This window comes from Paenibacillus sp. MDMC362 (assembly GCF_003269305.1).
In the GTDB taxonomy this organism is placed as follows: domain Bacteria; phylum Bacillota; class Bacilli; order Paenibacillales; family Paenibacillaceae; genus Paenibacillus_AQ.
The window spans coordinates 1-21,371 of record NZ_QLYT01000004.1 but is presented as its reverse complement, the minus strand read 5'-3'; the positions used below and the strand labels follow the sequence as shown (position 1 = coordinate 21,371).

Genomic DNA, 21,371 nt, shown 5'->3' with positions numbered 1-21,371 from the left:
TCGCCGCTTAATAAAATCTCTTTTTTTAATGTCTACTTGACGGGGCTATGACCAATCCGTTCAAACGGAGGACACCCTTTTTTCATTTCCTCTGTGTATATTCAATGCATGGGCTTTAGTATGCGACAGCGTCACATACTTCGTCTGCGTCCGGTAAAGAGCGAGATCACAAACAGGACAACGAAGATGAAGAACAGCACCTTCGCAATGCTCGCTGCAGCCTCAACGATGCCGAAGAAGCCAAAGATCCCTGCAATCAGTGCAACAACCAGAAATATTACGGACCATTTTAACATCCAATTCACCCTGCTTTCTTCATCGATTTTATTGGACATGGGCATGTCGTCTCATCATGCTCCAAGAAGCGGCACATATCCAATTTGAAGCTTGGTAGGGAGCCGCTTAGCCGTTGCCAACAGCGCCCTTCGTAGTGTTCTTTAACCGGGGCGGCAGGGGATGAAACAAGCTGCAGAACAATGGCATTATTGGCAGGGATCTCTTTGTTTCGTGGACTGGGGGATAGGGTAACTATTGCGTATCCGAAACCAACATACTTGAAAGTGAGGGACGACGTATGCTAACCCAAATCAGTGTTGCCATAATTGCCGTAGCATTTGCGGTTCTGGTTTTCTTTTTAATCAAGACATTAAAGGCTGCGACACAATCGCTCGAAAAGGTAACAGAAACCCTTCAGGATGTTCAAAAGACGGTGGACGAATTGACTTATGAAGTGAAGCAGACCATCCGGAATACGAACGATATTACGGTGGACGTTCAGCATAAGATGAGACAGATCGATCCGGTACTGGATACCGTCAAGAATCTGGGAGAAGCTTTAAGCGAGGTCACCTACGCGGTGAAACAGGTATCCTCCGGCATGGTTAGCCGCTTTAAGCAATCCCGGATGGAGCAGAAGAAAGAGCAGCCTGCCCGTGTGGAAGTGCCTTTGACGGCCCAGGAGCGTACGTTCCAGTCCTATGATGCGGTATATCAGAATACGGAAGCAGAAGAAAAGTCACGCGGTCGGAACTGGTTAGCCTACGTGGATACGGCGGTTGGTCTGTGGAACAGCTTCCGTCGTCAAAAAGCCAGATAAACGTAAGAAAGCTAAACCCGTTCATAGCTCTGACAGCCGAAGAAAGGAGGAGGTCGCATGTGGAATGTCGCATTGTTGATGGTAGGGCTCTTGATTTACTCCGGAGGTGGGGGTGCTGTGGCAGAGCCGCAGCCTTCTGCCGGGATGTCGCCACCGCCTATAATTCATGCCGCTTCGGATGTTGGACAAACACAAAACAGCGACAACTCTACGGAGAGCTATGGAACTTTAAACGGGATTTCGCTAACGGATAACAAGCACGATGTCATTCGTAAGCTGGGAGCGCCGGTTCGAATTGAGCATGAAGAGCTGACCGGAATTATCAAGCTGGATTACAAGGATATGGAGGTCGGGGTCCGCAACGGCTACACGGAATATGTTCATGTGAAGCCCTCTGCCGCATCCTTTCAGGTTGAAGACCAGCGTATAGGAATGACAACCGATCAAATCAGGGCATCTCTGGGTAAGCCGTATTTTAAAGCGGAGGACGGGGATGTGTATCTTGAGAACCATCAAGCGCTTAAGGTATTTATTGACCGGGACTCCGGCGAAATTGCAGGAATTGATTTATTTTTCGATTATAGCGACTGATTTTGTTTCAAACTCAAGAAATAAGGTTAATAACAAATGGACTATAACCTAAAACGAGGTTTCACACTATTAGGGGAGGTTTTCACAATGGAATTTACCAATACGAAGTCATATGCCAAAGTCGTTGAGAATGGTACGCAAGCGGTTCAGGAGGTTAAGAACCTGCGGCAGTCCGGTTACGATCACGATCGGATTTATGTATTGGCTCATGATTCGGACAAGACAAGCCGGATCGTGGATGCATCCGATGCCAATAGCGTAGGCATCAAGGAAGAAGGCGTGTTTGACGCCTTTGCCAATTTGTTCCGGTCCCGCGGCGACGAGCTCCGCGCCAAAATCGTATCGCTTGGCTTCACGGAGGCTGAGGCGGGATTCTATGAGAAACAGCTGGATCTAGGCAAAGTACTTGTTATCGCTAAAAAAGATTGATGATATAGCAATGAAAGCCCAGCTTTATAACAGCATCGAGGGTAGGCGTTATAGGACTTAAAACATAGATAAGGAATGAGACTTTGGACGTCTCATTCCTTATCTATGTTTTAAAAGAATGTTCCATGAAGCTAATAAAAGTGGAAGATTCAAGATTCAGATCCTTTTTCTATGGCAAATGATCAGAGGGTTATTATAGTATAATAGTAGGAAAAGGATTTCTATCGTATAATCCGTAACGTTAAGGGAGAGGGCAATGAGAATATTAATCGTAGATGACAATCCGACTAACGTCATTATTATCCGAGAAATCTTGAAAAAGGAAAACTATCAGAATACTCTATCTGCATCTTCAGCCCTGGAAATGCTGGAACATTTGGGGATTGACGATAACAGCCGAGAGCAGCATCCCCGGAGAGCCGATATCGATCTGATTCTGCTCGACATGATGATGCCTGAGATGGATGGAATAGAAGCTTGCCGTATTGTGCAGCAATATGAGCATTTGAAAGATATACCGATCATAATGGTCACAGCCGTCGGGGATTCCAAGAAGCTGGCGGAAGCGCTGGATGCCGGAGCCGTCGATTATGTGACGAAGCCGATTAACAAGGTGGAGCTTATGGCACGGATTCGCTTGGCGCTCCGGTTGAAGCATGAGAAAGACTGGCATATTGAGAGAGAACAGCGGGTCCAGGCCGAATTGAAGCTTGCCGCCATGGTTCAGAATGCTGTATTGAGCTTACCAATCGAAGATGATCAGCTTGAGATTCATGCGCTGTACCAGCCCTCGGCGGAGCTTGCAGGTGATTTGTACGCATGGTACCCGCTTGGCGATGGTCGTTATGGCGTGATTCTGCTGGATATGATGGGACACGGGATTACTTCGTCCCTATTTTGTATGTTCATCGCTTCGGTTCTGAAGGATACGGTGACGACTTATGTCGAACCGGAAAAGGTGGTACAGGAATTGAACCGCAGGTTCAATCAGTTAAACCTCGGCGAACAGCTGATACAGTACTATTTTACAGCGATCTATCTTGTTGTGGACACCCGTTTGAAGCGGGTGGACTACGTCAACGCAGGGCATCCCCCCGCTCTCTTTTTTCAGGAAAGCGGGGATGTGATGACCCTGGATCAAGGCTGCTGCCCGGTGGGATTGTTTGACCGGATCGAAGACATGGAGCCTAGAAGCTTTCAGTATGAAGGCGAAGGACATTTGGTTATGTATACGGACGGCCTGCTGGAACTGGTAGAGGGCGGTCATGACGAGAAGCTGGATTATCTGAAGGAGCATTTGGGAGGCCCTCATCATTGGAGAGAAGATGAGATGAAGGAGCAATATTTTGTGGATGATCCATCGCAGGAGCGAGAGGACGATAAATGCCTGGTTTGGATATCTCTTAAAAAAGGAGAGGAAACCAATCAATGAAGCTTAGAAGCAAGTTAGTCATTGGGTTTACGACTTTGCTGGCGCTCATGCTGGTTCTGACCTTGATTGGTTACGACCGAATCAGTTATATGAACGACCAGTTGGACCACATCTATCAGGAGCGCTATCAAAAGGTTCGAGATTCCAGCGCAATGCGCGGAGAAGTCAATAATATGGCACGAGAGCTTACGAATATGATATTAAGTAACGACCAGGCCACATATGCTGTGTCCGAACAGGAACTGGAAACGATGACAACGCGAGCTCAGACATATTTTAAAGCGATCAAGGAAAGTGCCAATACCGCAGAAGAGCAGCAATTGTTAGTTCGGATTGAGCGTGCGGTGAATCAATATATCGTATATCAAAACAAGACACTGGAGCTGTTGGCGAAGAGCAACGCAACGGAAGCCAATTTGCTTCGCAATTCGACCGGACAATCTGTCCAGGAAGAGATGCTGACGAGTTTGAACGAGCTTAGCAGCTACGAGGACCAGAAGATCAATGATGATATAACAGCAGCGAAAGCGGCATATGACCGCTCTGTCCAAATGTTCATCTATCTTATGGCTGGCGGGTTGTTAATAGGGATGCTGGTCATTCTGTGGATTCTTCCAAGCATCACCCGGGGCATCAACGTAGTCTCCATGATGTTGAAGAGCTTTGGAGAAGGCAGACTGAAGGCGATCCGTCGTATTAAAGTTACGTCCAAGGATGAATTTGGCGATGTGGCCCGGGTATTTAAAGACCTGTCTGAAGATATTATCGAGAAGCAGCGCATCGAGGAAACTTATCTTCAGGCTCAGCGTGATCAGTCCTGGCTGAACTCGAACATGGCAAGAATTACGGAGCTGCTGGAGGGGATCAATTCCTTGGAGGAAGTCGGTCAGCGGTTCATCAGCGAATTTACGCCGATATTGGGTGCTCATTATGGAGCGATCTATATCCGTCAAGAAGACAAACATCCGAATAAGTTGGAGATGAAGGGGTCCTACGCCCATGAAGGCGGCGAAGAGCCGAAGATTTCCTTCATGATCGGGGAAGGGCTTGTAGGTCAGGTTGCCCTCGATAAGAAACCGATCATACTGAAGAGGGCGCCGGAGGATTACATGAAGGTGGAATCCGCTTGGGGATCATCGAAGCCGGTATCCGTCATGATCTATCCGATTCTGTTTGAGAATGAAGTGTTAGGTGTTGTTGAGTTGGCAGCCTTTGACAAAACAACATCACTGCAGGAGCAGCTTTTGTCTCAGCTGAGCCAATCGCTGGGCATCATTCTGAACAATATTACAGGTCGTCTGCGGGTGGAGCAGCTGCTGCGCGAATCGCAGGCCATGACCGAAGAGCTTCAGGTTCAATCGGAAGAGCTGCAGACCCAGCAAGAAGAGCTTCGCCGTACCAACGAAAATCTGGAGGAGCAAACCAGTGCCCTCAAGCGTTCCGAAGACTTGCTGCAGCGCCAGCAGGAAGAGTTGGAGCATTACAATACCGAGCTTGTTGCCAAGACGCGTGCGCTTGAAGAACAGGTGCAGGAAGTGGAAGAGAAGAACGATGAAATCGAGAAGGCGAGAATGCAGCTAGAGCAGCAAGCGAAGCAGCTTTCGATTACAACGAAATATAAATCGGAGTTCATGGCTAATATGTCTCACGAGCTGCGGACCCCGCTAAACAGTCTGCTGATTTTATCACAGCTGTTGTCGGAGAATAAGGATGGAAATCTGAGCAATAAGCAGATTGAATATGCACAGACCATATACATGTCGGGCTCCGATCTGCTTAAAATGATTGATGAGATTCTAGATCTGTCCAAAGTGGATGCAGGGAAAATGGAGATCCATTATGAGGACGTTCAGCTTCCGGATATTGAAGTCTTCGTGGAGCAGAATTTTGCCGCCTTGGCATCACGCAAGCATATTGACCTGGGTGTGCACATCAGTGAAGATATTCCGCAGAGCATTGTCACGGACAGCCATCGCGTGAAGCAAATTCTTCGTAATCTGTTGTCGAATGCCTTCAAGTTTACCAATAGCGGCTCTGTCGAGCTGTATGTGGAGAAGGCCGACAAGGACAAGCTACCGCCTTACCTGAATGCCGAAGCGGATTACGTGGCCTTTGCTGTCAGAGATACCGGAATCGGCATCCCGGCGGATAAAACGGATCTGATCTTTGAAGCCTTCCAGCAGGTAGACGGAACAACCAGCCGCAAATACGGGGGAACCGGGCTTGGTTTATCTATCAGCCGCGAGCTTTCCCGTCTGTTGGGCGGGGGCATTCTGGTTGAATCGGAAGAAGGCAAGGGAAGCTGCTTCACGCTCTTCCTGCCAGCCAGTCATCCGGATTTGGTAGAGAGTAATCAGGAAGCAGCTGCAGCAATTGAGGCACCAACGGAGAGTAATCTGATCGTACCGAAAGCGAAGATGATTACAAAAGAGGTTCAGCCATCCATACAGGTGGATGACGATCGCAATCAGCTCGGACCGACGGATAAAGTCTTGCTTATCATTGAGGATGACGTGAAGTTTGCCAGAATTCTTCTGGATATGGCCAGAGGCCGCGGCTTCAAGGCATTGGTTGCATTGCAGGGGGATATCGGTCTGGAGATGGCCAAGTCGTACAGACCGGATGCCATTATCCTGGATATCCAGCTTCCGGTTATTGACGGCTGGTCTGTCATGGGCGAGCTGAAGAGCTCGGCGGTTACGCGCCACATTCCAGTGCATGTCATTTCCGTCGTGGATGAAGTGAAACAAGGATTGATGATGGGTGCGATCGCTTACTTGAAAAAACCGTCATCGAGAGAAGCGCTGGAGGACGCGTTTACGCATATCGAATCCTATGCGGAAAAATCGATGAAACATCTCCTGATTGTTGAGGATGACGACATTCAGCGGAATTCGATCATTGAATTGATTGGTCATGACGATGTATCGATTACGGCGGCTTCCACAGGCGCCGAAGCGCTCAGCGAGCTTCGCAAACAGCGCTATGATTGTATGGTGCTGGATCTGATGCTAACGGATATGACAGGCTTTGAGCTGCTGGATCAGATCCGCGATGACGAGAACCTGGTGGATCTGCCGATCATTATTTATACAGGCAAGGACCTGGATTCGAAGGAAGAGATGCAGCTTCGCAAATATGCGGAGTCGATCATCATCAAAGACGTGAAGTCGCCAGAGCGGCTTCTGGATGAAACGACGCTGTTCCTCCATCGGGTCGAGGCTGATTTGCCGGAAGATAAACGTAAAATTCTGCAGAAGCTGCACAATAAGGAAGAGCTCTTTGAAGGCAAGAAGATTCTGCTGGTGGATGATGATATCCGCAACGTGTTTGCTCTCTCCAGCGTACTGGAGGGATACAATATGGAAGTTACCTTTGCGGAAAACGGCAGGGAAGCCATCGAGCTGCTTCAGGATCATCCGGAATTTGATCTGGTGTTAATGGATATGATGATGCCGGAGATGGACGGTTATGAGGCGATGCGACGTTTACGCGAAATGCCGGAATTCGAGAAGCTACCGATTATTGCCCTGACAGCCAAAGCCATGAAAGAGGATCGTGCAAAATGTATTGAAGCGGGAGCTTCCGATTATATGAAGAAACCGATACAAACGGAGCAACTTCTTTCGCTTATGAGGGTTTGGTTGTATTCGTAAGCCGCTTTTATGGGTAAAGTACAAGTAGCAAATAAACACGGGGAAAGCGGTGCAAGCGTGATGTCATCTAGTGACCATATGGAATCAGAACAACTGTTGTTAACAGAGGAAAGCGAACGTGAGCTGGAACAGATTGAGATTGAGCTTCTTTTGGAAGGTATTCATCGATTCTATGGTTACGATTTTCGCAATTACGCCATTCCCTCATTGAGGCGGAGAATCTGGCATCATGTTCATGCCGAGGGCGTGCCCACCATATCCGCCCTACAGGATAAAGTGCTTCACGACCGTTCTTGTTTTGAGCGGCTTATATATAATCTATCGATTCCGGTTACGGAAATGTTCAGGGATCCGAAGTTATTCCTGACATTCAGGCAGTCTGTAGTTCCATTGCTTCGTACGTATCCTTATATACGGATATGGCATGCAGGCTGTTCGACCGGAGAAGAAGTGTATTCCATGGCCATTTTGCTTCATGAAGAGGGATTGTATGAGAAGTCCCGGATTTATGCGACGGACATGAATTCGCGTTCGCTGCAGCAGGCCAAAGAAGGTGTATTTGACATCAAACGCATGAAGCAGTATACCAAGAATTATATGGAGGCGGGCGGTACCCGTTCGTTCTCCGAATATTACACAGCGAAGTACAATTCGGTTATTTTCCAACCGTTTTTGAAGAAAAACATGATATTTGCTGAGCATAATTTGGCAACAGACCGTTCTTTTAACGAGTTTAATGTGATTTTTTGCCGGAATGTCATGATTTATTTTAATGATCAGCTGAGGGATCACGTACACGGATTATTTCACGAGAGTCTAAGCCATTTTGGTATTCTCGTACTGGGTTCTAAAGAGTCCATACACTTTACGAATTATAGTGAAGCTTATGAGACGTTGGACCGGGTGGAGAAAATATACCGGAAGATTAAATAGAAGTTTTGTAGGAGGATCTCATGGGGTTTCACGAACCGATTCATATTCTGTTGGTAGATGACCGCCCTGAAAACTTACTTGCGCTCGAAGCTGTTCTGGACAGCGAACAATACACGCTAATTAAAGCTACTTCGGGGGAAGAGGCTTTACGATATCTTTTGAAGTATGATTTTGCCGTGATTGTTCTTGATGTACAAATGCCTGGCATGGACGGTATCGAAACAGCAAGGCTGATCAAGGCGAGAGATAAGACAAAGGATATTCCGATTATATTCATCTCCGCGAACAGCAAGGACGCGGAGCATCTTTTTGCAGGATACTCCGCTGGGGCAATCGACTATATGGTTAAACCTTTTATCCCTCAAATCTTGAAATCCAAGATCGAGGGTTTTGCCGATATGTACCGGACCAATAACAGGCTGAAGATTCAGTCCATGCAATTGCATCAGAAGACCCAGGAGCTTGAAAAAATCAATCAAGAGCTTGTGCTGGCCAAGGAAGAAGCAGAGATTGCCGCCAAAGCCAAAACGGAATTTCTGGCGATGATGAGTCATGAGATCCGTACGCCGATGAATGGCGTCATCGGGATGATTGATTTGCTGATGGACAGCGATCTTCAGAATGAGCAGCGGGAATATGCAGCCATTATCCGAAACAGTGCGGATGCCTTGGTTAACATCATTAATGACATTCTGGACTTCTCCAAGATGGAATCAGGCAAAATGGAGTTGGAGGAATATCCGTTTGATCTGAAGTCCTGCGTTCAGGAAGTGTTTGGTTTGTTCTCCGGAGAAGCCTCCAAGAAGAATCTGGAGCTTACGTATTACATTGAGGATCAGATTCCTGCGATCGTATTCGGGGATATGGGACGACTTCGTCAAGTATTGGTGAATCTAGTATCCAATGCCGTGAAGTTTACGAATGAGGGTGGCGTGTATTTGGTTGTCTCGCTTGCCCAAGCTGAGGAAGACCGATTAACCCTTGAATTCACGGTGAAGGATACGGGGATTGGCATCTCATCCGAAAAAATCGATCGGTTGTTCAAGCCGTTCTCTCAGTTGGATTCCTCCATGACAAGGCGGTACGGTGGAACAGGACTGGGGCTGGCGATCTGTAAATCGCTCGTACAGATGATGGGCGGAGAAATCGCGGTGGAGTCGAAGGAAGGCAAGGGAGCTACTTTCGTATTTACGATCTGCGTTCATACACATGAGGAAGAGCATCAACGACTCCGGGAAGAGGAGCGTTCGGCAAAATATCGTGTGCATGGGGAGAGGCAACCGAACATCCTGATTGTGGACGATCATCCGATTAATCGAAAACTGATGGACAGTATGCTGGAAAAGATGGGGATGAAAGCGGATATGGCGGAGGATGGCAGGCAGGCGGTTGAGATGGTCGCAGGTCCTAAAAACTACGACATGATCTTCATGGATTTGCAGATGCCGGTAATGGATGGTCTTGAGGCGGCGCGTCTGATCCGCCAGATGAAGCCGGAAGGGGAGGCTCCCGTTCTGGTTGCGATGACGGCGAATGTGATGGACGGGATCCAGAAGCGCTGCTTTGATGCGGGTATGAATGAATATATCAGCAAGCCGGTCAAAATCAGCTGTGTGAAGCACCTGATATCCCGGTATGTACCGGTAGAACCGGAAGGATGGGATATGCCCGCAAGCCCTGTTCGCATCATCAACGGTTAGCACAGAAACCGATTTCCATATATTAGCGTGTCCACAACCTTCTTTAACCTGTTTCAACAAGCGAGATAACGGGTTATGTAAAGGGAAAACAAAATGATTGGGAGAGAGTGTCTATGAATACAAAAACGAATGATAAGTTCAATGCTAAGACCCAGATGAACGAGGGCGTATGCACGGTATTTTTGAGCGGTGAACTTGATCTGTCCGTCGCTCCTGATTTTCGATTAGTGATGGAGCCTCTTGTCGGCAATTCCGAAGTAGATTTGATCGTCAACATGAAGGACATGACATATATTGATAGTACGGGTATTGGTATTCTTCTGTCGATACTGAAAGCCAGACATGGCATGGAAGCTCGCTTTGCAGTCGAGGAAGTTCCGCCGCAAATTCAAAAGCTGTTCGATATGACGGGTATTGCGAAGTTCTTTCAGTCGTAAGAAGAATCCCCAATAGGAAAGGATCGAAAAGAATGAATTCAGATGTTCAAAGAGTAACGCTTAATTTGCCTGCCAGTGCTGAATACGTGGATATTGTAAGACTGAATCTATATGGAATAGCTTCCAAAATGGGCTTTTCCTATGAAGAGATTGAAGATATGAAGGTTGCGGTGTCGGAGGCCTGTAATAACTCGGTCTTGTATGCTTATAGTCAGGAAGGCGGAATGGTAGAGGTTTTATTTCAAGTGACCAGCGAGTCGCTATCCATTACGGTCCGAGACGAAGGGGAGAGTTTCGACAGTATGGGAGCGGTTGGCAACCGTACGCTTCATGATAAAGATCTCAGCGAGGTCCAAATCGGAGGACTAGGCTTCTACCTGATGGAGGCGCTTATGGATGAGGTAAGCGTGACAAACCAGGCTGGAAAGGGAACCGAGGTTACGCTGACGAAGCGTCTCGCTAGAAGCGAGGAGCCCGTATGAGTGATAAGGCGACTCCCCAAGAGTCCAGAGATGAAGCCGTTCATTTAATTGAACAGTATCAGCAAACCAAGGATAACGATATCGCAACGGTGCTGATTAAGAAATATGAACCGATGGTCAAAATGGCGGCAGGCAAGATTGCCCGGAATCGGCCCGACCTGTACGAGGATTTGTATCAGGTTGGCCAAATGGCATTAATTCGTCTTCTGCAGCAATATGACATCAGCCTGGGGATTCCGTTTGAGCCCTATGCCATGAAAAGCATGATCGGTCATATGAAAAACTTTCTCCGCGATAAATCATGGTACATTCAAGTACCAAGGCGGATCAAGGAAAAGGGTGCCTTGGTTCAGCAGGCGATTGATGAATTAATGGTGAAGCTGGAGAGATCTCCCGATGTGAATGAGATCGCATCCTACTTGGATCTTTCCGTCGAGGAAACGGTCGAAGTGTTGGCCGGACGTGAATGCTATCATTATGTATCATTGGATTCCCCTTTATCCCAGGAAGAAACCGGAGCGACGCTTGGAGAGCTAATCAGTTCGGATGTGAATGATTTTGATTCCGTTGAGAAGCGCATGGATCTTCAGCAGGCGATGAGCCAGTTGAAGGAGCAAGAGCAGAAGGTGCTATTGCTGGCATTTCAGGAGGGACAGTCCCAGAGAGCGATCGCTCAGAGGTTGGGCGTGTCTCAAATGAGTGTCTCGCGTATACAGAAGCGGGCAACGGAAAAACTGAAGCAGATCATGTCCAATTCATCTTACTGATATGGACAAGCCTCGTAGTAACAGTAACAGACGTATAGCAACATAAGGCACGCTTCCTCCATTGCGGGAAAGCGTGCCTTTTTGGAACCTTGCGATTCTTATTTACGAAGGGAGTGGCAGTAAAACATGCTGGGGCCGGATAGGATGGAAGGTCAGGATATTTATACTTTTGCGGGGGGATGGAAGTGGTATGATGTTCGAACGGATAACTGGCAATCCACCTGGATCGGTGAACTTCGGACGCGCTATCCTTATACAGCCGAATGGTTTGATCGGGCTTCGACGTTAGAGGAACGAAACTACTTATCCGTCCGATTCAAGGATGGGGTGGAGCCGGTCATTATGGGATCTATGCTTTATAAGGTTACGGATGATGCCGATCATTACAAGTCGGAACAGTTCTATTTCTATACGGACAACCAAGTGCTGATCACCATCAATTTGGATGATCATACCCGAAGCGTGATGGCTAAGTCCGAAAGAGCTTCCATGCTTCATCAATGCCAAAAGCCCGTCGACGGCATGTTTGTGCTGGCTCGGGCCATTTTGCATTATTACCATGCGGGAATGGATCAATTCGAGCATAACCTGCGTCTTGTCGAAAGCGATATGCGTACGCGCAACCGGAAGTCCTTAATGGACAGCATTCTCACGTCCCGGTTTGAGCTGTTGGAGTGGAGCAATTTGTTCATTCCTTTTCAGGAGCTGATCGCTGCAGCAAAGGAAGGGTATCATGGCGAACTGGATAGCAGTCGATCGTTTCAACAGCTCCTACATCGGGTGGAGAGAATGGAGAAGCTGATTCATCATTATGAGCGCGAAATCGATACGCTGGTTTCGATAGACGATGCAATCTCCGCGTTCCGCGGCAATGAAATTATGAAGACACTGACGATTTTTACGGTCGTGCTCACACCCGCAACCGTGGTCGGAGCCATATGGGGGATGAACTTTGAAAATTTGCCCGCCATTAAGACGTTCTGGGGATTTACGGTAGTCAGCGGTTTTACCCTGCTGTGGACTGCAGGCATGTATCTTTGGATGCGTGCGAAGGGATGGACGGGAGACCTGCTTCAAGTAAAGTCCAGCAATAAAAATCTTTGAGGCATAAAGGTTATACATGAATGGCAGGAACAATGATCACAACGCCCGGTACCTGTAGAGGTCACCGGGCGTTGTCATGCGAATAAAGATACGAGATGAACTAGGATCGGGATTGATCAATATATCCTTGCAAATCCGAGATGAAATCCCCAATCATCGGTACGTTGACAAAGAAGCTCAGAATGTAACCCAGAAGACCCAGCACAAGTGCCGTGCCAAGGGTTAAGCCTAGTCCCCGTGATAGTCCGGCTGTGAGGTTGGCAATGATGCGTTTCTTGGGATTCATGTAATGATCGATCATGTCCTTCATTTCGGACTTCTCCAGTGTGGTGGCAATTTTGTCCAGACGTGTGTTCAGTTTCTTCACCTCGTGCCGCAGTTCAAAGGGATGCTCCTGGATATCATCCGCCTCCCGGGAGCGCCTTCCCTCGCTTGTTTCGGATAACATACGTGGCTCATTGCGTCGTGTCGAACGATCGCCGCTCCGGGACGAGAAGCTGGAGCCGCTATGATATGGGTTCGCTTTACTCATAAGATTACCCCGCTTTCCAGGCAGAAACGCCGTTTCACTTATCAATCCATATGATGCTTACAAGCTGACTGTCACGATCTGGCACAAAAATAGCCAGCTGTGTCAGCTGGCTATTCGTGACCTCACGAATTAAACATTCGTTGTCGATTTCATTTCACGGCTGACATCGGTAGAGGTGTCCATCGCTTTATCCTTTACGTCTTTGGAAGCATTTGAAACCTCGCTGGATACGTCTGCCGATGCTTCCTTGACACTGGACATAACGCTTTGGCGGCCTTCATTCACGGTGGCCATCACATCGGAGGCTTTGGTGCCCACGGTTTTCGCAAGCTCAGAAGCTTTATCGCCTACGGTATAAGCAACTTCCTTCGTTTTATCCGTTACCATGCTCAGTTTCTCGGATAAATCCCCGCGCAGTTCGCGGCCCGGCTTTGGAGCGAACAACAGTGCCGCCGCCGCTCCGACCAAGGCACCGATAAAAGCACCTTTGAAGAATGTGGAACCGCCTTGTACTGGATGTTCTTGTTCTGTGTGATTCATAACTTTCACTCCTTTTAGTTAATATAAAAAGAATATAGACACGAGAATCAGGCTGTACGTCTAAATAGTTTGGCAGCAAGACCGAGCAAGAATACGAAGATAGCTGTACCGATGATAGCGGGCACAATGGCAAATCCGCCGATGACAGGCCCCCATGCTCCGAAGAGCCATGGTCCGAGCCATGCGCCTACGAAACCAGCGATCATGGACCCGATAATTCCGCCCGGCATTTCATGACCAACCAGCGCATCCCCGATGATCCCGATGATGATTGCCATTACGATGCTGATGATGATTCCCCACATACGATCGCCTCCTTTTTAAAGAGCAATGTTTTTCGGTGGGCTTGCTTATCTCGTAATTAAACCTAAGGCCACATCGTGAAACAGGACAACGTTAAACGGGAGATAAAACGAAGTGTCCGCCTCCTACGGAATGATAGCCTGCTGTTATTTGCAGATTTTTGTACTATACTGAATACAGATTTGCAATAATCCTCGAATTATCGAAGGTTATAGATATCATGTTTACACAGGTTTTTAAGGCAAGAATACGGCCACAGACGGTTATAGAAGGAGTTATTTAACATGGACACTGTATTAGTGAAGGAATATCGGGCGGGCATATTGGAGTGCGTCCACAATGGACATATATGTATTGTTAATGAACACGGCAGCGTACAAGCTTACGCGGGAGATCCGGAATATGTCGCATTTACGCGTTCTTCGGCTAAGCCGATGCAGGCAATCCCCTCCATTCGTGGCGGACTTGCTGACCATTATGAGCTGACGGATAAGGAAATCGCGATCATGACGGCTTCGCATCGGGCGGAGCCGGCTCACATCGAAGTATTGGAAGGCTTTGCCCGCAAGGTCAATATTAGTGAAGCTTATATGGTTTGCGCGTCGAGTTGGCCGCTGGATGAGGAAAATAAAGAAGCTCTTCTGCGAGGCCAGAGAGACAAGAGCAAATGGTTCCATAATTGCTCCGGCAAGCATTATGGCATGTTGGCCTATTGTCAGATGAAAGGGTACCCGCTGGTCGGATACGATCAGCCGGAACATCCACTGCAGCAGGAGATCCTTCAGACGGTCTCCTATTTGTCGGGGCTGGCTCCCTCTGATATCCGACTGGGAACGGACGGTTGCGGCCTGCCGGTATTCGCCCTGCCGCTTCGCGCTTTGGCTACAGCCTATATGAAGCTTGCATCCCCGGACCTTATCGAGGATGAGCCAACAAAAAGGGCGGTCATCCGAATCACGGAGGCCATGCACGCATCTCCCTATATGGTGGCAGGAAATCTCAAGGTGGACACCCTTCTCCTGGAAGATGATAATATTGTGGCCAAAGGAGGCTTTAAAGGCGTGTACTGCTTGGGTCTGAAGAAGGAGCGTCTCGGCATTTCGTTCAAAATCGCAGATGGATCAGAAGAAGAATGGGGCTGGGTAGCGGAGTCCATATTGGAGCAAATCGGGTATGACAACAAAACAACCATCGATCGCCTGAAAGCCGCGTATCCCAAGGATTTATGCAACGATGAGGGCTTGAAGGTAGGCAGGGTGGAAACCGCGTTTATGCTGAACCGTGCTTAAGCATGACTGATTAGACCGGAAACCGCCGGGGTATTGATTAGTAAAAAAGGCGGAGGTGACCGGCCATGATTAAGATCATGACGGCAGCGGAAAGACATACTACCCATAAAGACGGTATTCATAGTGAATTCAGCTTTTCGTTTGAGGATTATACGGATCCGCATAACGAGCATTTTGGAAGCTTGCTGGCGCATAATGAATATGTCCTTAAACCGATGGAGGGTTTTGATCGAAGGTTTCATCATGATTTGATCATTGTCCATTTGGTGCTGGAAGGCTCGTTAACGTACGAAGATGATACAGGGAAAGATATGGAGCTGACTCCCGGTTCGATTCATGTCGTGAATACAGGCACCGGCGTGTACCATGCAGAGAAGAATGCCTCGTCCGAGGACGTACGCTACCTGGAAATGTGGTTTCTACCTGCGGAGCCGGACCTTGAGACCAGTCACCACCAAAGCAATTTTACAAAGGAACAGCAGCTGAACCAGATGCTCCCGATCATCAGGTCGGGCCATGGTGAATCAAGCTTGCCCCAATCGCTGGATGTTGTCATATACAGTACCCTACTGGAGACAGGGCAAGAACTGACGTACAGCCTGGCAAGGGATCGGAGAATGCACCTGTACATCATTAGCGGTCAAGTCGAAATATCGTCGGAAGACGGCATGTTTGATATTACTGCGGGTGATGCCGCCAGGATACAGCGGCGTCATGAGCTGACATTTCGAGGGAACTCAAGTGAGGGGATCTCGGAAGTGGTCATGATCGATATGCCGTAGAGAAGGACAACAAAGCCCCCGGAACTTCGCTTGAATCAGCGAGGTCCCGGGGGCTTTGCTATAAAAGGGCTCTTCTTTTTAGATCTTTCCAATAATTTCGGGCAGTGATGATCTACTGGTTCCCGCGCAGCTGCCCGAGCTCCGATACAACAGCTTCCACTTCCGATATACTCAGGTTTTGCTTATTCATGACCATATCGTACAAATCATAAATATCATCATATTGGTTAACCGAGAAGGCGGAGGCTTGCATGGCAGCACCTGTAGCCATCCGAAGCTTGGTTTTAATCTGTTCAATCATATACTCGACATTAGCTTGTGATTTTTCACTCAAATCCATGGATTAACACCATCCTCTCATAGGCGGATTTACGATTTTCATCCCTGTATTGTACCATGTTACCGTGCGGCTCGACCAATGTTTTTGCCATCGGAGACAGAGATAGGTTAAAATCAGGAAAAAAAGGCCTTTAGGCTGTAAAAAACAAGGTTTCAAGCGATGTAATCAGGGAGGAGGTCCGTCATGAGCGAACAAGCCGGCAAGACGCCAGGCGTTCAAGCTGCAAAAGCTAAAATGTCGGGGGATGAACTGACGGATTTTTTTCGGGCGATTTCGCAGCGGCATGCGCTGGATAGCATCGTATTTTTATGTATTGGCACTGACCGTTCCACAGGAGATGCACTCGGACCGCTAACGGGAAGCCGTCTCTCGGAATACGGTTTCCCGCATGTGATCGGGACGCTGCCCGAACCGTGCGACGCTTTTAATCTTGAGGCAAAACTTCAATGCATACCGGAGGATAAGTCGATTATTGCCATTGATGCATGCCTGGGACAATCCTCGTCAGTCGGATATTTCTTTACATGCGAGGGTCCACTGACGCCTGCCCAGTCCGTCGGCGGGAGGCTTCCGGCAGTGGGAGATTATAGCGTGGCTGCGGTTGTGAACGTCCATGGGCCGAAGCCGTATTGGACTCTCCAAGTGACGTCCCTATACCAAGTCATGGGGATGGCGGAGCAGATAGCGAAGCAAGCCGCTATTGCCTTTGGCCTTAGGCCGTAAGACATGGCGTTTCAGCCGGGGTTGTTTTTGTTTAATAATAGAGCATTCTTTATAAAATAATGGGTGTCTATCACATGGCATCCGCTGAATAGAAAGAAGGGTATCGCTATGGAAAAAGTACAATGCAACGGCAGCACGATTTGTTATGTTGATCAGGGACAAGGTGAGCCGGTCATTCTGCTTCACGGTTTCTGCGGAAGCTCCGCCTACTGGGAACAGGTACTGCCATTTCTTCAAGGCTTCAGAGTCATTGTACCGGATCTCCGTGGTCACGGGCGGTCTGATGCACCGATGGGATCGTATACCATTGAACAGATGGCAGACGATGTACTGCTATTGATGGATGAGCTCGACATTCCGAAGGCAGCTCTACTCGGTCATTCCCTGGGAGGGTATATCACGCTCTCCTTTGCCCAGCGTTACGCTTCTCGTTTGAACGCCTTCGGCCTGATTCATTCCACAGGCTACCCGGATTCGGACGAAGCGAAGGAGAAGCGGGTGCAGGCGGTCAGCACCATCCAAGGAGAGGGCATTACGGCTTTTGTTGACGGATTGGTGCCCGGCTTATTCGCTCCGGATACGAAGGATAACAAGCCGGAATGTATTCAGCGGGCGAAGGAGATAGGCTATCTTACGCCACCTCAGGGAGCAATCGGAGCGGCGCTGGCGATGCGTGAGCGTCCCGACCGACGCGATGTGCTCTCGGCGTCCACGCTGCCTATCCTGCTGGTAGCAGGGGAGAAGGACAGGTTGATTCCGGCAGAGCGTACCTTTACGACGGACCATGACAACGTGGCTCAATATGTAATCGAGGGCGCAGGACATATGAGTATGATGGAGACGCCGGAGAAGCTCGGCGAGGTCATTACTTCTTTCATGGGACGGCTTACGAATGAATAACGCATGAGAATCTTTCAATGGTTTATAATGAACGGATACCCCTAGCGGGATATCCGTTTATTTATTTTGTGCCCAGACGTGCCATACCTCGTATGCTTGGACGGAAGTTGTAGAGCGAGAATGGGAGGGGAAGATCGGGAACTGGAATTCTGGCCCCGGATAGCCTACAATTTAATCGTGATCCGGATTGGACTTGACCCGGCAAATCACTCCCTTGTAAAGGATGATTCGCTAAAGGTTGCCCTTGCATTCCTTCCGGTTTCTTGGCAGCTGAACGCAGTATAGTAAAGATGAAGATCAGGAATATGCTGCATCTGGAATGGATGCAGGTTGGGGGTGTGCGTATGTTTCGCAGGGATTATCTCGTGCGGCTAATTGAGGATATGACACAGATGATTGCCAAGGTGTTTTCGCTTAAGCAGGAGCGCAAGCACACAGAAGCCCTATGGGAGCTGGATGATCTCTTCAAACGGCAGTTCCGGTTGAATTCAGAGCTGCTTCGCTCATTGTCCGCTGCCGATATTGAGCAGCTATTTCGCAGTCATGGTTATCTGGAAGCGGACAAGCTGCAAAGCGCCGCCAGGCTAATGGAAGAGGAAGCGTCCCTGCTGCTTGAGCTGGAGCGTGAAGAAGAAGCCGTTATGCTCTATACCAAGGTCTTTCAGCTATATCTGAAGTCGGCCCTGCAAGGAGCGGATTTGAAGCTGATCGGGTTGACAGAACGGATCGGTATGGTGAGAGAACGTTTAAGGTCGTATGCATTGCCAGAACCAGCGATGCGGGACTACTATGCGTTTACGGAGCAGCAGGGGATGTACGCAGAAGCGGAGAATACCCTCTACCAACTGCTGGATAATGGCAAGATGGAATATGGCGAAGCTGTGAAGTTCTATCAAAGATTGCAGCTGAAGCTGCCTGAGGATTTGGCGAAGGGCGGGCTTCCGCTGGAGGAAGTCCACGAAGGAATGGATGAGCTTAAGCGTCGTTTTCCCCATGAAGCGGTGAACGGCGACAAGTCGTTGACCTAAGCGGGATGAACCTGTCTATCACATAAAGAAAGCGAGATGTACCTTTTGGATGCATTAAGAAAATTGATTCATAACATCATGGAAGAAGGATCATTGATCACGGCTACGCTAAGCCAGCTGCGCAAGCGGGAAGGCATGACCTACAGCAAAGTAACGGTTAAGCCCATAGAGCTCAAGAACAAGCTGCACTATCAGTTTGCCTATTATTCCGGAACCAAAGTCACCCATCAGAACGTACCGGCTGATGAGGCGGAGGCCGTGCTGGTTGACATGTTCGAGAATGTATTCCGGCAAGCGATGATGTATACGCCGGAAGCGGACTATCAGGTTCTGATCTCGAAGAAATACAAGGTTTCAATTCTGACCAAATCCCCCTCCAAGACAAAGACAGATTTGTCCCATAACCGGAAAAAGACGTATATCCTTGAAGAGGGAGAGCCTGTTCCGTTTCTGGTGGAACTCGGCATCATGAGTGAAGAGGGCAAAGTATTTGCCCGCCGATACGATAAGTTCAAACAGATCAACCGGTTTTTGGAGATGGTTGAGGATGTGCTTCTCCACCTGCCGGAGGACCGTCCACTGACAATCGTTGATTTTGGCTGCGGCAAATCCTATCTAACCTTCGCTTTATATCACTATTTGGCGGTAACCGCGCGCAGAAAGCTGAATATTGTCGGTTTGGATCTCAAGGCGGATGTCATCGAACACTGCAGTATGCTGGCGAAAAAACTGAATTATACCCAATTGCAGTTTCTTGTCGGGGACATTGCGGAATATGACGAACTGGAGCAGGTGGATATGGTGGTCACGCTGCATGCGTGCGATACGGCAACAGACGCTGCGCTGGAAAAAGCGGTCCGTTGGGGGGCTTCAGTCATTCTGTCGGTGCCTTGCTGCCAGCATGAGCTGTTCTCCCAAGTCCAAAGCCCTGTTATGGAGCCGCTGCTGTCCCACGGTATATTGAAGGAGCGCTTCTCGGCCCTTGCCACGGACGCCATTCGAGCCAAGCTCCTCGATCTGATGGGTTACAAGACGCAGCTGCTGGAGTTTATTGATATGGAACATACCCCGAAGAATATATTGATCCGGGCGGTTAGCGGTTCTGCGGGAGATCGGGATAAGCTGTGGCAGGAATATACCGCGTTCCGCGATTTTTTAAGCGCCTCGCCATATCTTGAACGGGCGTGCAAGGACTTGCTGCCGGATACGTAAAATCACATCATGCGGATCCCGGAAAAGCGATGAAAGTGCGACGCATTTTCATCGCTTTTTTAGATAGTCAAAAGTATAAACTCCGGAGATCAAGCGGCCTTATAGCGCCGATGAGTTCGCCCGGCGCTGCTTCAAGAATAACAACGTATGTCCTTGCCCACAATGCTAATAGATGGTTTGGCCACGAAGGACGGACGCCCTGTAAGGAGCAGCCGGGGATGAATGGTTATGCATCGGAACGGGGGCGCTGTTCATGGCATGGAGGACCCTGCATCGTAATTGGGGGATGATGCTGATTGCACTTGTCTTTGTGGCAGGTATTCGGAGCGGAATGTTTTTTGACGGGGATATCTATGGGATCGGAGCAGGTTTTGGGATGCTTCTGCTGCTTAGGATGGCAGCTAAACGGCAGGATGGAATCCAAGGCCGGGGAATTCCTGGCGCTGGCATGATATCTTCTGGCTTGGTTAATTCAGATAAAGGGTTGCGAGTGGTATTGGGATGCATCTGCGGAATGATTCTCATGTATGTGCTTCATGGGGTCGGGCAGCCGCTCTCACTGGAAGGCACGATGAATGAGATCATCCTGTGGGGAAGTTATGCCTGTTTTACAGCTGTTGCCTGGCGTATAAGCCGTACGGGTGACGGCTTACGTTTGATGCAAATAGGCTGGCATCTGTTGGGGGCTGTGCTGTGCGGCAGCGCTTTGCTTGCCGTATACGGGCTTTTGGAGCTGCCGTATGGGATCTATCATACGGCGGATGCGGACATCAGCGCCTCCGGCGCGAGGCTTGGCGGCCTGCTTCAGTACCCGAACACGTTCGGGGCCGTGATGGCCGCCTTTCTGCTGGAGCGGCTGTTCGCGCTGCCGCCCGTCCTGCGGACCCGGACGGGCACGCTCCGCGCAGCGGCTGCCCTGCTGCCGCTGCTGCCCTACACTGCCGCGCTGCTCCTGACGGAGTCGCGCGGCGCCTGGCTCGCGGCTGCGCTCGCGTGCGCGGCCGGCTTCGCTAAGGAGCGGCGTGCCTTCGCGCCGCTCCTGTTGGCTGCCGCCGCGCCTTTGGCGAGCGCGGCGCTGCTGTACCGCCAGCTGGC

22 protein-coding genes and 1 pseudogene are annotated in these 21,371 nt (G+C 49.2%); 18 read left to right on the top strand and 5 right to left on the bottom strand.

The window, feature by feature from the left end:
- Positions 1-131: 131 nt before the first annotated feature.
- The gene (locus DP091_RS00745) at positions 132-296 is read right to left on the bottom strand and encodes a DUF1328 domain-containing protein (RefSeq protein WP_006212708.1); all 165 of its coding nucleotides are present in this window, start codon (positions 294-296) and stop codon (positions 132-134) included.
- Between the two features lie 278 nt (positions 297-574).
- Between DP091_RS00745 and DP091_RS00740 the strand changes: the two genes are divergently transcribed.
- The 11 genes from DP091_RS00740 (at position 575) to DP091_RS00690 (ending at position 12,627) form a co-directional block, all read left to right on the top strand.
- Entirely contained in the window at positions 575-1,096 is a 522-nt protein-coding gene (locus DP091_RS00740) for a DUF948 domain-containing protein (RefSeq protein ID WP_113056619.1), read from the top strand.
- 57 nt (positions 1,097-1,153) lie between these two features.
- Complete coding sequence (locus DP091_RS00735; RefSeq protein ID WP_113056618.1) at positions 1,154-1,687, top strand: hypothetical protein; 534 nt, start codon at positions 1,154-1,156, stop codon at positions 1,685-1,687.
- Positions 1,688-1,774: 87 nt separating this feature from the next.
- The gene (locus DP091_RS00730) at positions 1,775-2,116 is read left to right on the top strand and encodes a YflT domain-containing protein (protein ID WP_113056617.1); all 342 of its coding nucleotides are present in this window, start codon (positions 1,775-1,777) and stop codon (positions 2,114-2,116) included.
- A gap of 256 nt (positions 2,117-2,372) precedes the next feature.
- Positions 2,373-3,548 carry a PP2C family protein-serine/threonine phosphatase gene (locus tag DP091_RS00725; protein ID WP_113056616.1) on the top strand — a complete coding sequence of 392 codons (1,176 nt, stop codon included), beginning with the start codon at positions 2,373-2,375 and terminating at the stop codon, positions 3,546-3,548.
- Positions 3,545-7,204 carry a response regulator gene (locus tag DP091_RS00720; protein WP_113056615.1) on the top strand — a complete coding sequence of 1,220 codons (3,660 nt, stop codon included), beginning with the start codon at positions 3,545-3,547 and terminating at the stop codon, positions 7,202-7,204. Before DP091_RS00725 ends, DP091_RS00720 begins: the two co-directional genes overlap by 4 nt.
- 60 nt (positions 7,205-7,264) lie before the next feature.
- Positions 7,265-8,137 carry a CheR family methyltransferase gene (locus DP091_RS00715; protein WP_113056621.1) on the top strand — a complete coding sequence of 291 codons (873 nt, stop codon included), beginning with the start codon at positions 7,265-7,267 and terminating at the stop codon, positions 8,135-8,137.
- A gap of 20 nt (positions 8,138-8,157) precedes the next feature.
- Positions 8,158-9,837, top strand: a complete 1,680-nt coding sequence (locus DP091_RS00710) for a response regulator (RefSeq protein ID WP_113056614.1) — start codon at positions 8,158-8,160, stop codon at positions 9,835-9,837.
- 113 nt (positions 9,838-9,950) lie between these two features.
- Positions 9,951-10,274, top strand: a complete 324-nt coding sequence (locus DP091_RS00705; RefSeq protein WP_009594079.1) for an STAS domain-containing protein — start codon at positions 9,951-9,953, stop codon at positions 10,272-10,274.
- Between the two features lie 32 nt (positions 10,275-10,306).
- Positions 10,307-10,756 (top strand): anti-sigma B factor RsbW, encoded by a 450-nt coding sequence (gene rsbW, locus DP091_RS00700; protein ID WP_113056613.1) that lies wholly within the window; start codon positions 10,307-10,309, stop codon positions 10,754-10,756.
- Positions 10,753-11,523 (top strand): sigma-70 family RNA polymerase sigma factor, encoded by a 771-nt coding sequence (locus DP091_RS00695; RefSeq protein WP_009594120.1) that lies wholly within the window; start codon positions 10,753-10,755, stop codon positions 11,521-11,523. The genes rsbW and DP091_RS00695 overlap by 4 nt, the downstream gene beginning before the upstream one ends.
- Before the next feature lie 126 nt (positions 11,524-11,649).
- Positions 11,650-12,627 (top strand): magnesium transporter CorA family protein, encoded by a 978-nt coding sequence (locus DP091_RS00690; protein ID WP_113056612.1) that lies wholly within the window; start codon positions 11,650-11,652, stop codon positions 12,625-12,627.
- Between the two features lie 100 nt (positions 12,628-12,727).
- Here DP091_RS00690 and DP091_RS00685 read toward each other — a convergent pair whose 3' ends face one another.
- The 3 genes from DP091_RS00685 to DP091_RS00675 form a co-directional block, all read right to left on the bottom strand.
- The gene (locus DP091_RS00685) at positions 12,728-13,159 is read right to left on the bottom strand and encodes a DUF5665 domain-containing protein (protein ID WP_113056611.1); all 432 of its coding nucleotides are present in this window, start codon (positions 13,157-13,159) and stop codon (positions 12,728-12,730) included.
- A gap of 129 nt (positions 13,160-13,288) precedes the next feature.
- Positions 13,289-13,699 carry a YtxH domain-containing protein gene (locus DP091_RS00680; protein WP_113056610.1) on the bottom strand — a complete coding sequence of 137 codons (411 nt, stop codon included), beginning with the start codon at positions 13,697-13,699 and terminating at the stop codon, positions 13,289-13,291.
- Positions 13,700-13,746: 47 nt separating this feature from the next.
- Complete coding sequence (locus tag DP091_RS00675) at positions 13,747-14,004, bottom strand: GlsB/YeaQ/YmgE family stress response membrane protein (RefSeq protein WP_071219604.1); 258 nt, start codon at positions 14,002-14,004, stop codon at positions 13,747-13,749.
- A 282-nt stretch (positions 14,005-14,286) separates the two neighbouring features.
- Here DP091_RS00675 and DP091_RS00670 point away from each other — a divergent pair, with 282 nt between their 5' ends.
- On the top strand, positions 14,287-15,291 hold the full coding sequence (locus DP091_RS00670; RefSeq protein ID WP_113056609.1) for an asparaginase: 1,005 nt from the start codon (positions 14,287-14,289) through the stop codon (positions 15,289-15,291).
- 65 nt (positions 15,292-15,356) lie between these two features.
- Positions 15,357-16,073: a pirin family protein gene (locus DP091_RS00665; RefSeq protein ID WP_113056608.1), complete on the top strand. Its 717-nt coding sequence runs from the start codon at positions 15,357-15,359 to the stop codon at positions 16,071-16,073.
- Positions 16,074-16,185: 112 nt separating this feature from the next.
- Here DP091_RS00665 and DP091_RS00660 read toward each other — a convergent pair whose 3' ends face one another.
- Positions 16,186-16,413, bottom strand: a complete 228-nt coding sequence (locus DP091_RS00660) for a DUF1128 domain-containing protein (RefSeq protein ID WP_015737472.1) — start codon at positions 16,411-16,413, stop codon at positions 16,186-16,188.
- A gap of 183 nt (positions 16,414-16,596) precedes the next feature.
- Here DP091_RS00660 and yyaC point away from each other — a divergent pair, with 183 nt between their 5' ends.
- From yyaC to DP091_RS00635, 5 genes and pseudogenes are all read left to right on the top strand, one after another.
- The gene (gene yyaC / locus DP091_RS00655) at positions 16,597-17,136 is read left to right on the top strand and encodes a spore protease YyaC (protein ID WP_113056607.1); all 540 of its coding nucleotides are present in this window, start codon (positions 16,597-16,599) and stop codon (positions 17,134-17,136) included.
- Between the two features lie 108 nt (positions 17,137-17,244).
- Positions 17,245-18,036: an alpha/beta fold hydrolase gene (locus DP091_RS00650; RefSeq protein WP_113056606.1), complete on the top strand. Its 792-nt coding sequence runs from the start codon at positions 17,245-17,247 to the stop codon at positions 18,034-18,036.
- A 290-nt stretch (positions 18,037-18,326) separates the two neighbouring features.
- Complete coding sequence (locus DP091_RS00645; protein WP_258394353.1) at positions 18,327-19,064, top strand: DUF6483 family protein; 738 nt, start codon at positions 18,327-18,329, stop codon at positions 19,062-19,064.
- A 36-nt stretch (positions 19,065-19,100) separates the two neighbouring features.
- Complete coding sequence (locus DP091_RS00640; protein ID WP_113056605.1) at positions 19,101-20,276, top strand: class I SAM-dependent methyltransferase; 1,176 nt, start codon at positions 19,101-19,103, stop codon at positions 20,274-20,276.
- A 253-nt stretch (positions 20,277-20,529) separates the two neighbouring features.
- Positions 20,530-21,371, top strand: a pseudogene (locus DP091_RS00635) (O-antigen ligase family protein); the annotation flags it as partial.

Coding starts and splice junctions, on each gene's coding strand:
- DP091_RS00745 (WP_006212708.1), bottom strand. CDS start 296: ATGTTAAAATGGTCCGTAATATTTCTGGTTGTTGCACTGATTGCAGGG.
- DP091_RS00740 (WP_113056619.1), top strand. CDS start 575: ATGCTAACCCAAATCAGTGTTGCCATAATTGCCGTAGCATTTGCGGTT.
- DP091_RS00735 (WP_113056618.1), top strand. CDS start 1,154: ATGTGGAATGTCGCATTGTTGATGGTAGGGCTCTTGATTTACTCCGGA.
- DP091_RS00730 (WP_113056617.1), top strand. CDS start 1,775: ATGGAATTTACCAATACGAAGTCATATGCCAAAGTCGTTGAGAATGGT.
- DP091_RS00725 (WP_113056616.1), top strand. CDS start 2,373: ATGAGAATATTAATCGTAGATGACAATCCGACTAACGTCATTATTATC.
- DP091_RS00720 (WP_113056615.1), top strand. CDS start 3,545: ATGAAGCTTAGAAGCAAGTTAGTCATTGGGTTTACGACTTTGCTGGCG.
- DP091_RS00715 (WP_113056621.1), top strand. CDS start 7,265: ATGTCATCTAGTGACCATATGGAATCAGAACAACTGTTGTTAACAGAG.
- DP091_RS00710 (WP_113056614.1), top strand. CDS start 8,158: ATGGGGTTTCACGAACCGATTCATATTCTGTTGGTAGATGACCGCCCT.
- DP091_RS00705 (WP_009594079.1), top strand. CDS start 9,951: ATGAATACAAAAACGAATGATAAGTTCAATGCTAAGACCCAGATGAAC.
- rsbW (WP_113056613.1), top strand. CDS start 10,307: ATGAATTCAGATGTTCAAAGAGTAACGCTTAATTTGCCTGCCAGTGCT.
- DP091_RS00695 (WP_009594120.1), top strand. CDS start 10,753: ATGAGTGATAAGGCGACTCCCCAAGAGTCCAGAGATGAAGCCGTTCAT.
- DP091_RS00690 (WP_113056612.1), top strand. CDS start 11,650: ATGCTGGGGCCGGATAGGATGGAAGGTCAGGATATTTATACTTTTGCG.
- DP091_RS00685 (WP_113056611.1), bottom strand. CDS start 13,159: ATGAGTAAAGCGAACCCATATCATAGCGGCTCCAGCTTCTCGTCCCGG.
- DP091_RS00680 (WP_113056610.1), bottom strand. CDS start 13,699: ATGAATCACACAGAACAAGAACATCCAGTACAAGGCGGTTCCACATTC.
- DP091_RS00675 (WP_071219604.1), bottom strand. CDS start 14,004: ATGTGGGGAATCATCATCAGCATCGTAATGGCAATCATCATCGGGATC.
- DP091_RS00670 (WP_113056609.1), top strand. CDS start 14,287: ATGGACACTGTATTAGTGAAGGAATATCGGGCGGGCATATTGGAGTGC.
- DP091_RS00665 (WP_113056608.1), top strand. CDS start 15,357: ATGATTAAGATCATGACGGCAGCGGAAAGACATACTACCCATAAAGAC.
- DP091_RS00660 (WP_015737472.1), bottom strand. CDS start 16,413: ATGGATTTGAGTGAAAAATCACAAGCTAATGTCGAGTATATGATTGAA.
- yyaC (WP_113056607.1), top strand. CDS start 16,597: ATGAGCGAACAAGCCGGCAAGACGCCAGGCGTTCAAGCTGCAAAAGCT.
- DP091_RS00650 (WP_113056606.1), top strand. CDS start 17,245: ATGGAAAAAGTACAATGCAACGGCAGCACGATTTGTTATGTTGATCAG.
- DP091_RS00645 (WP_258394353.1), top strand. CDS start 18,327: ATGAAGATCAGGAATATGCTGCATCTGGAATGGATGCAGGTTGGGGGT.
- DP091_RS00640 (WP_113056605.1), top strand. CDS start 19,101: ATGTACCTTTTGGATGCATTAAGAAAATTGATTCATAACATCATGGAA.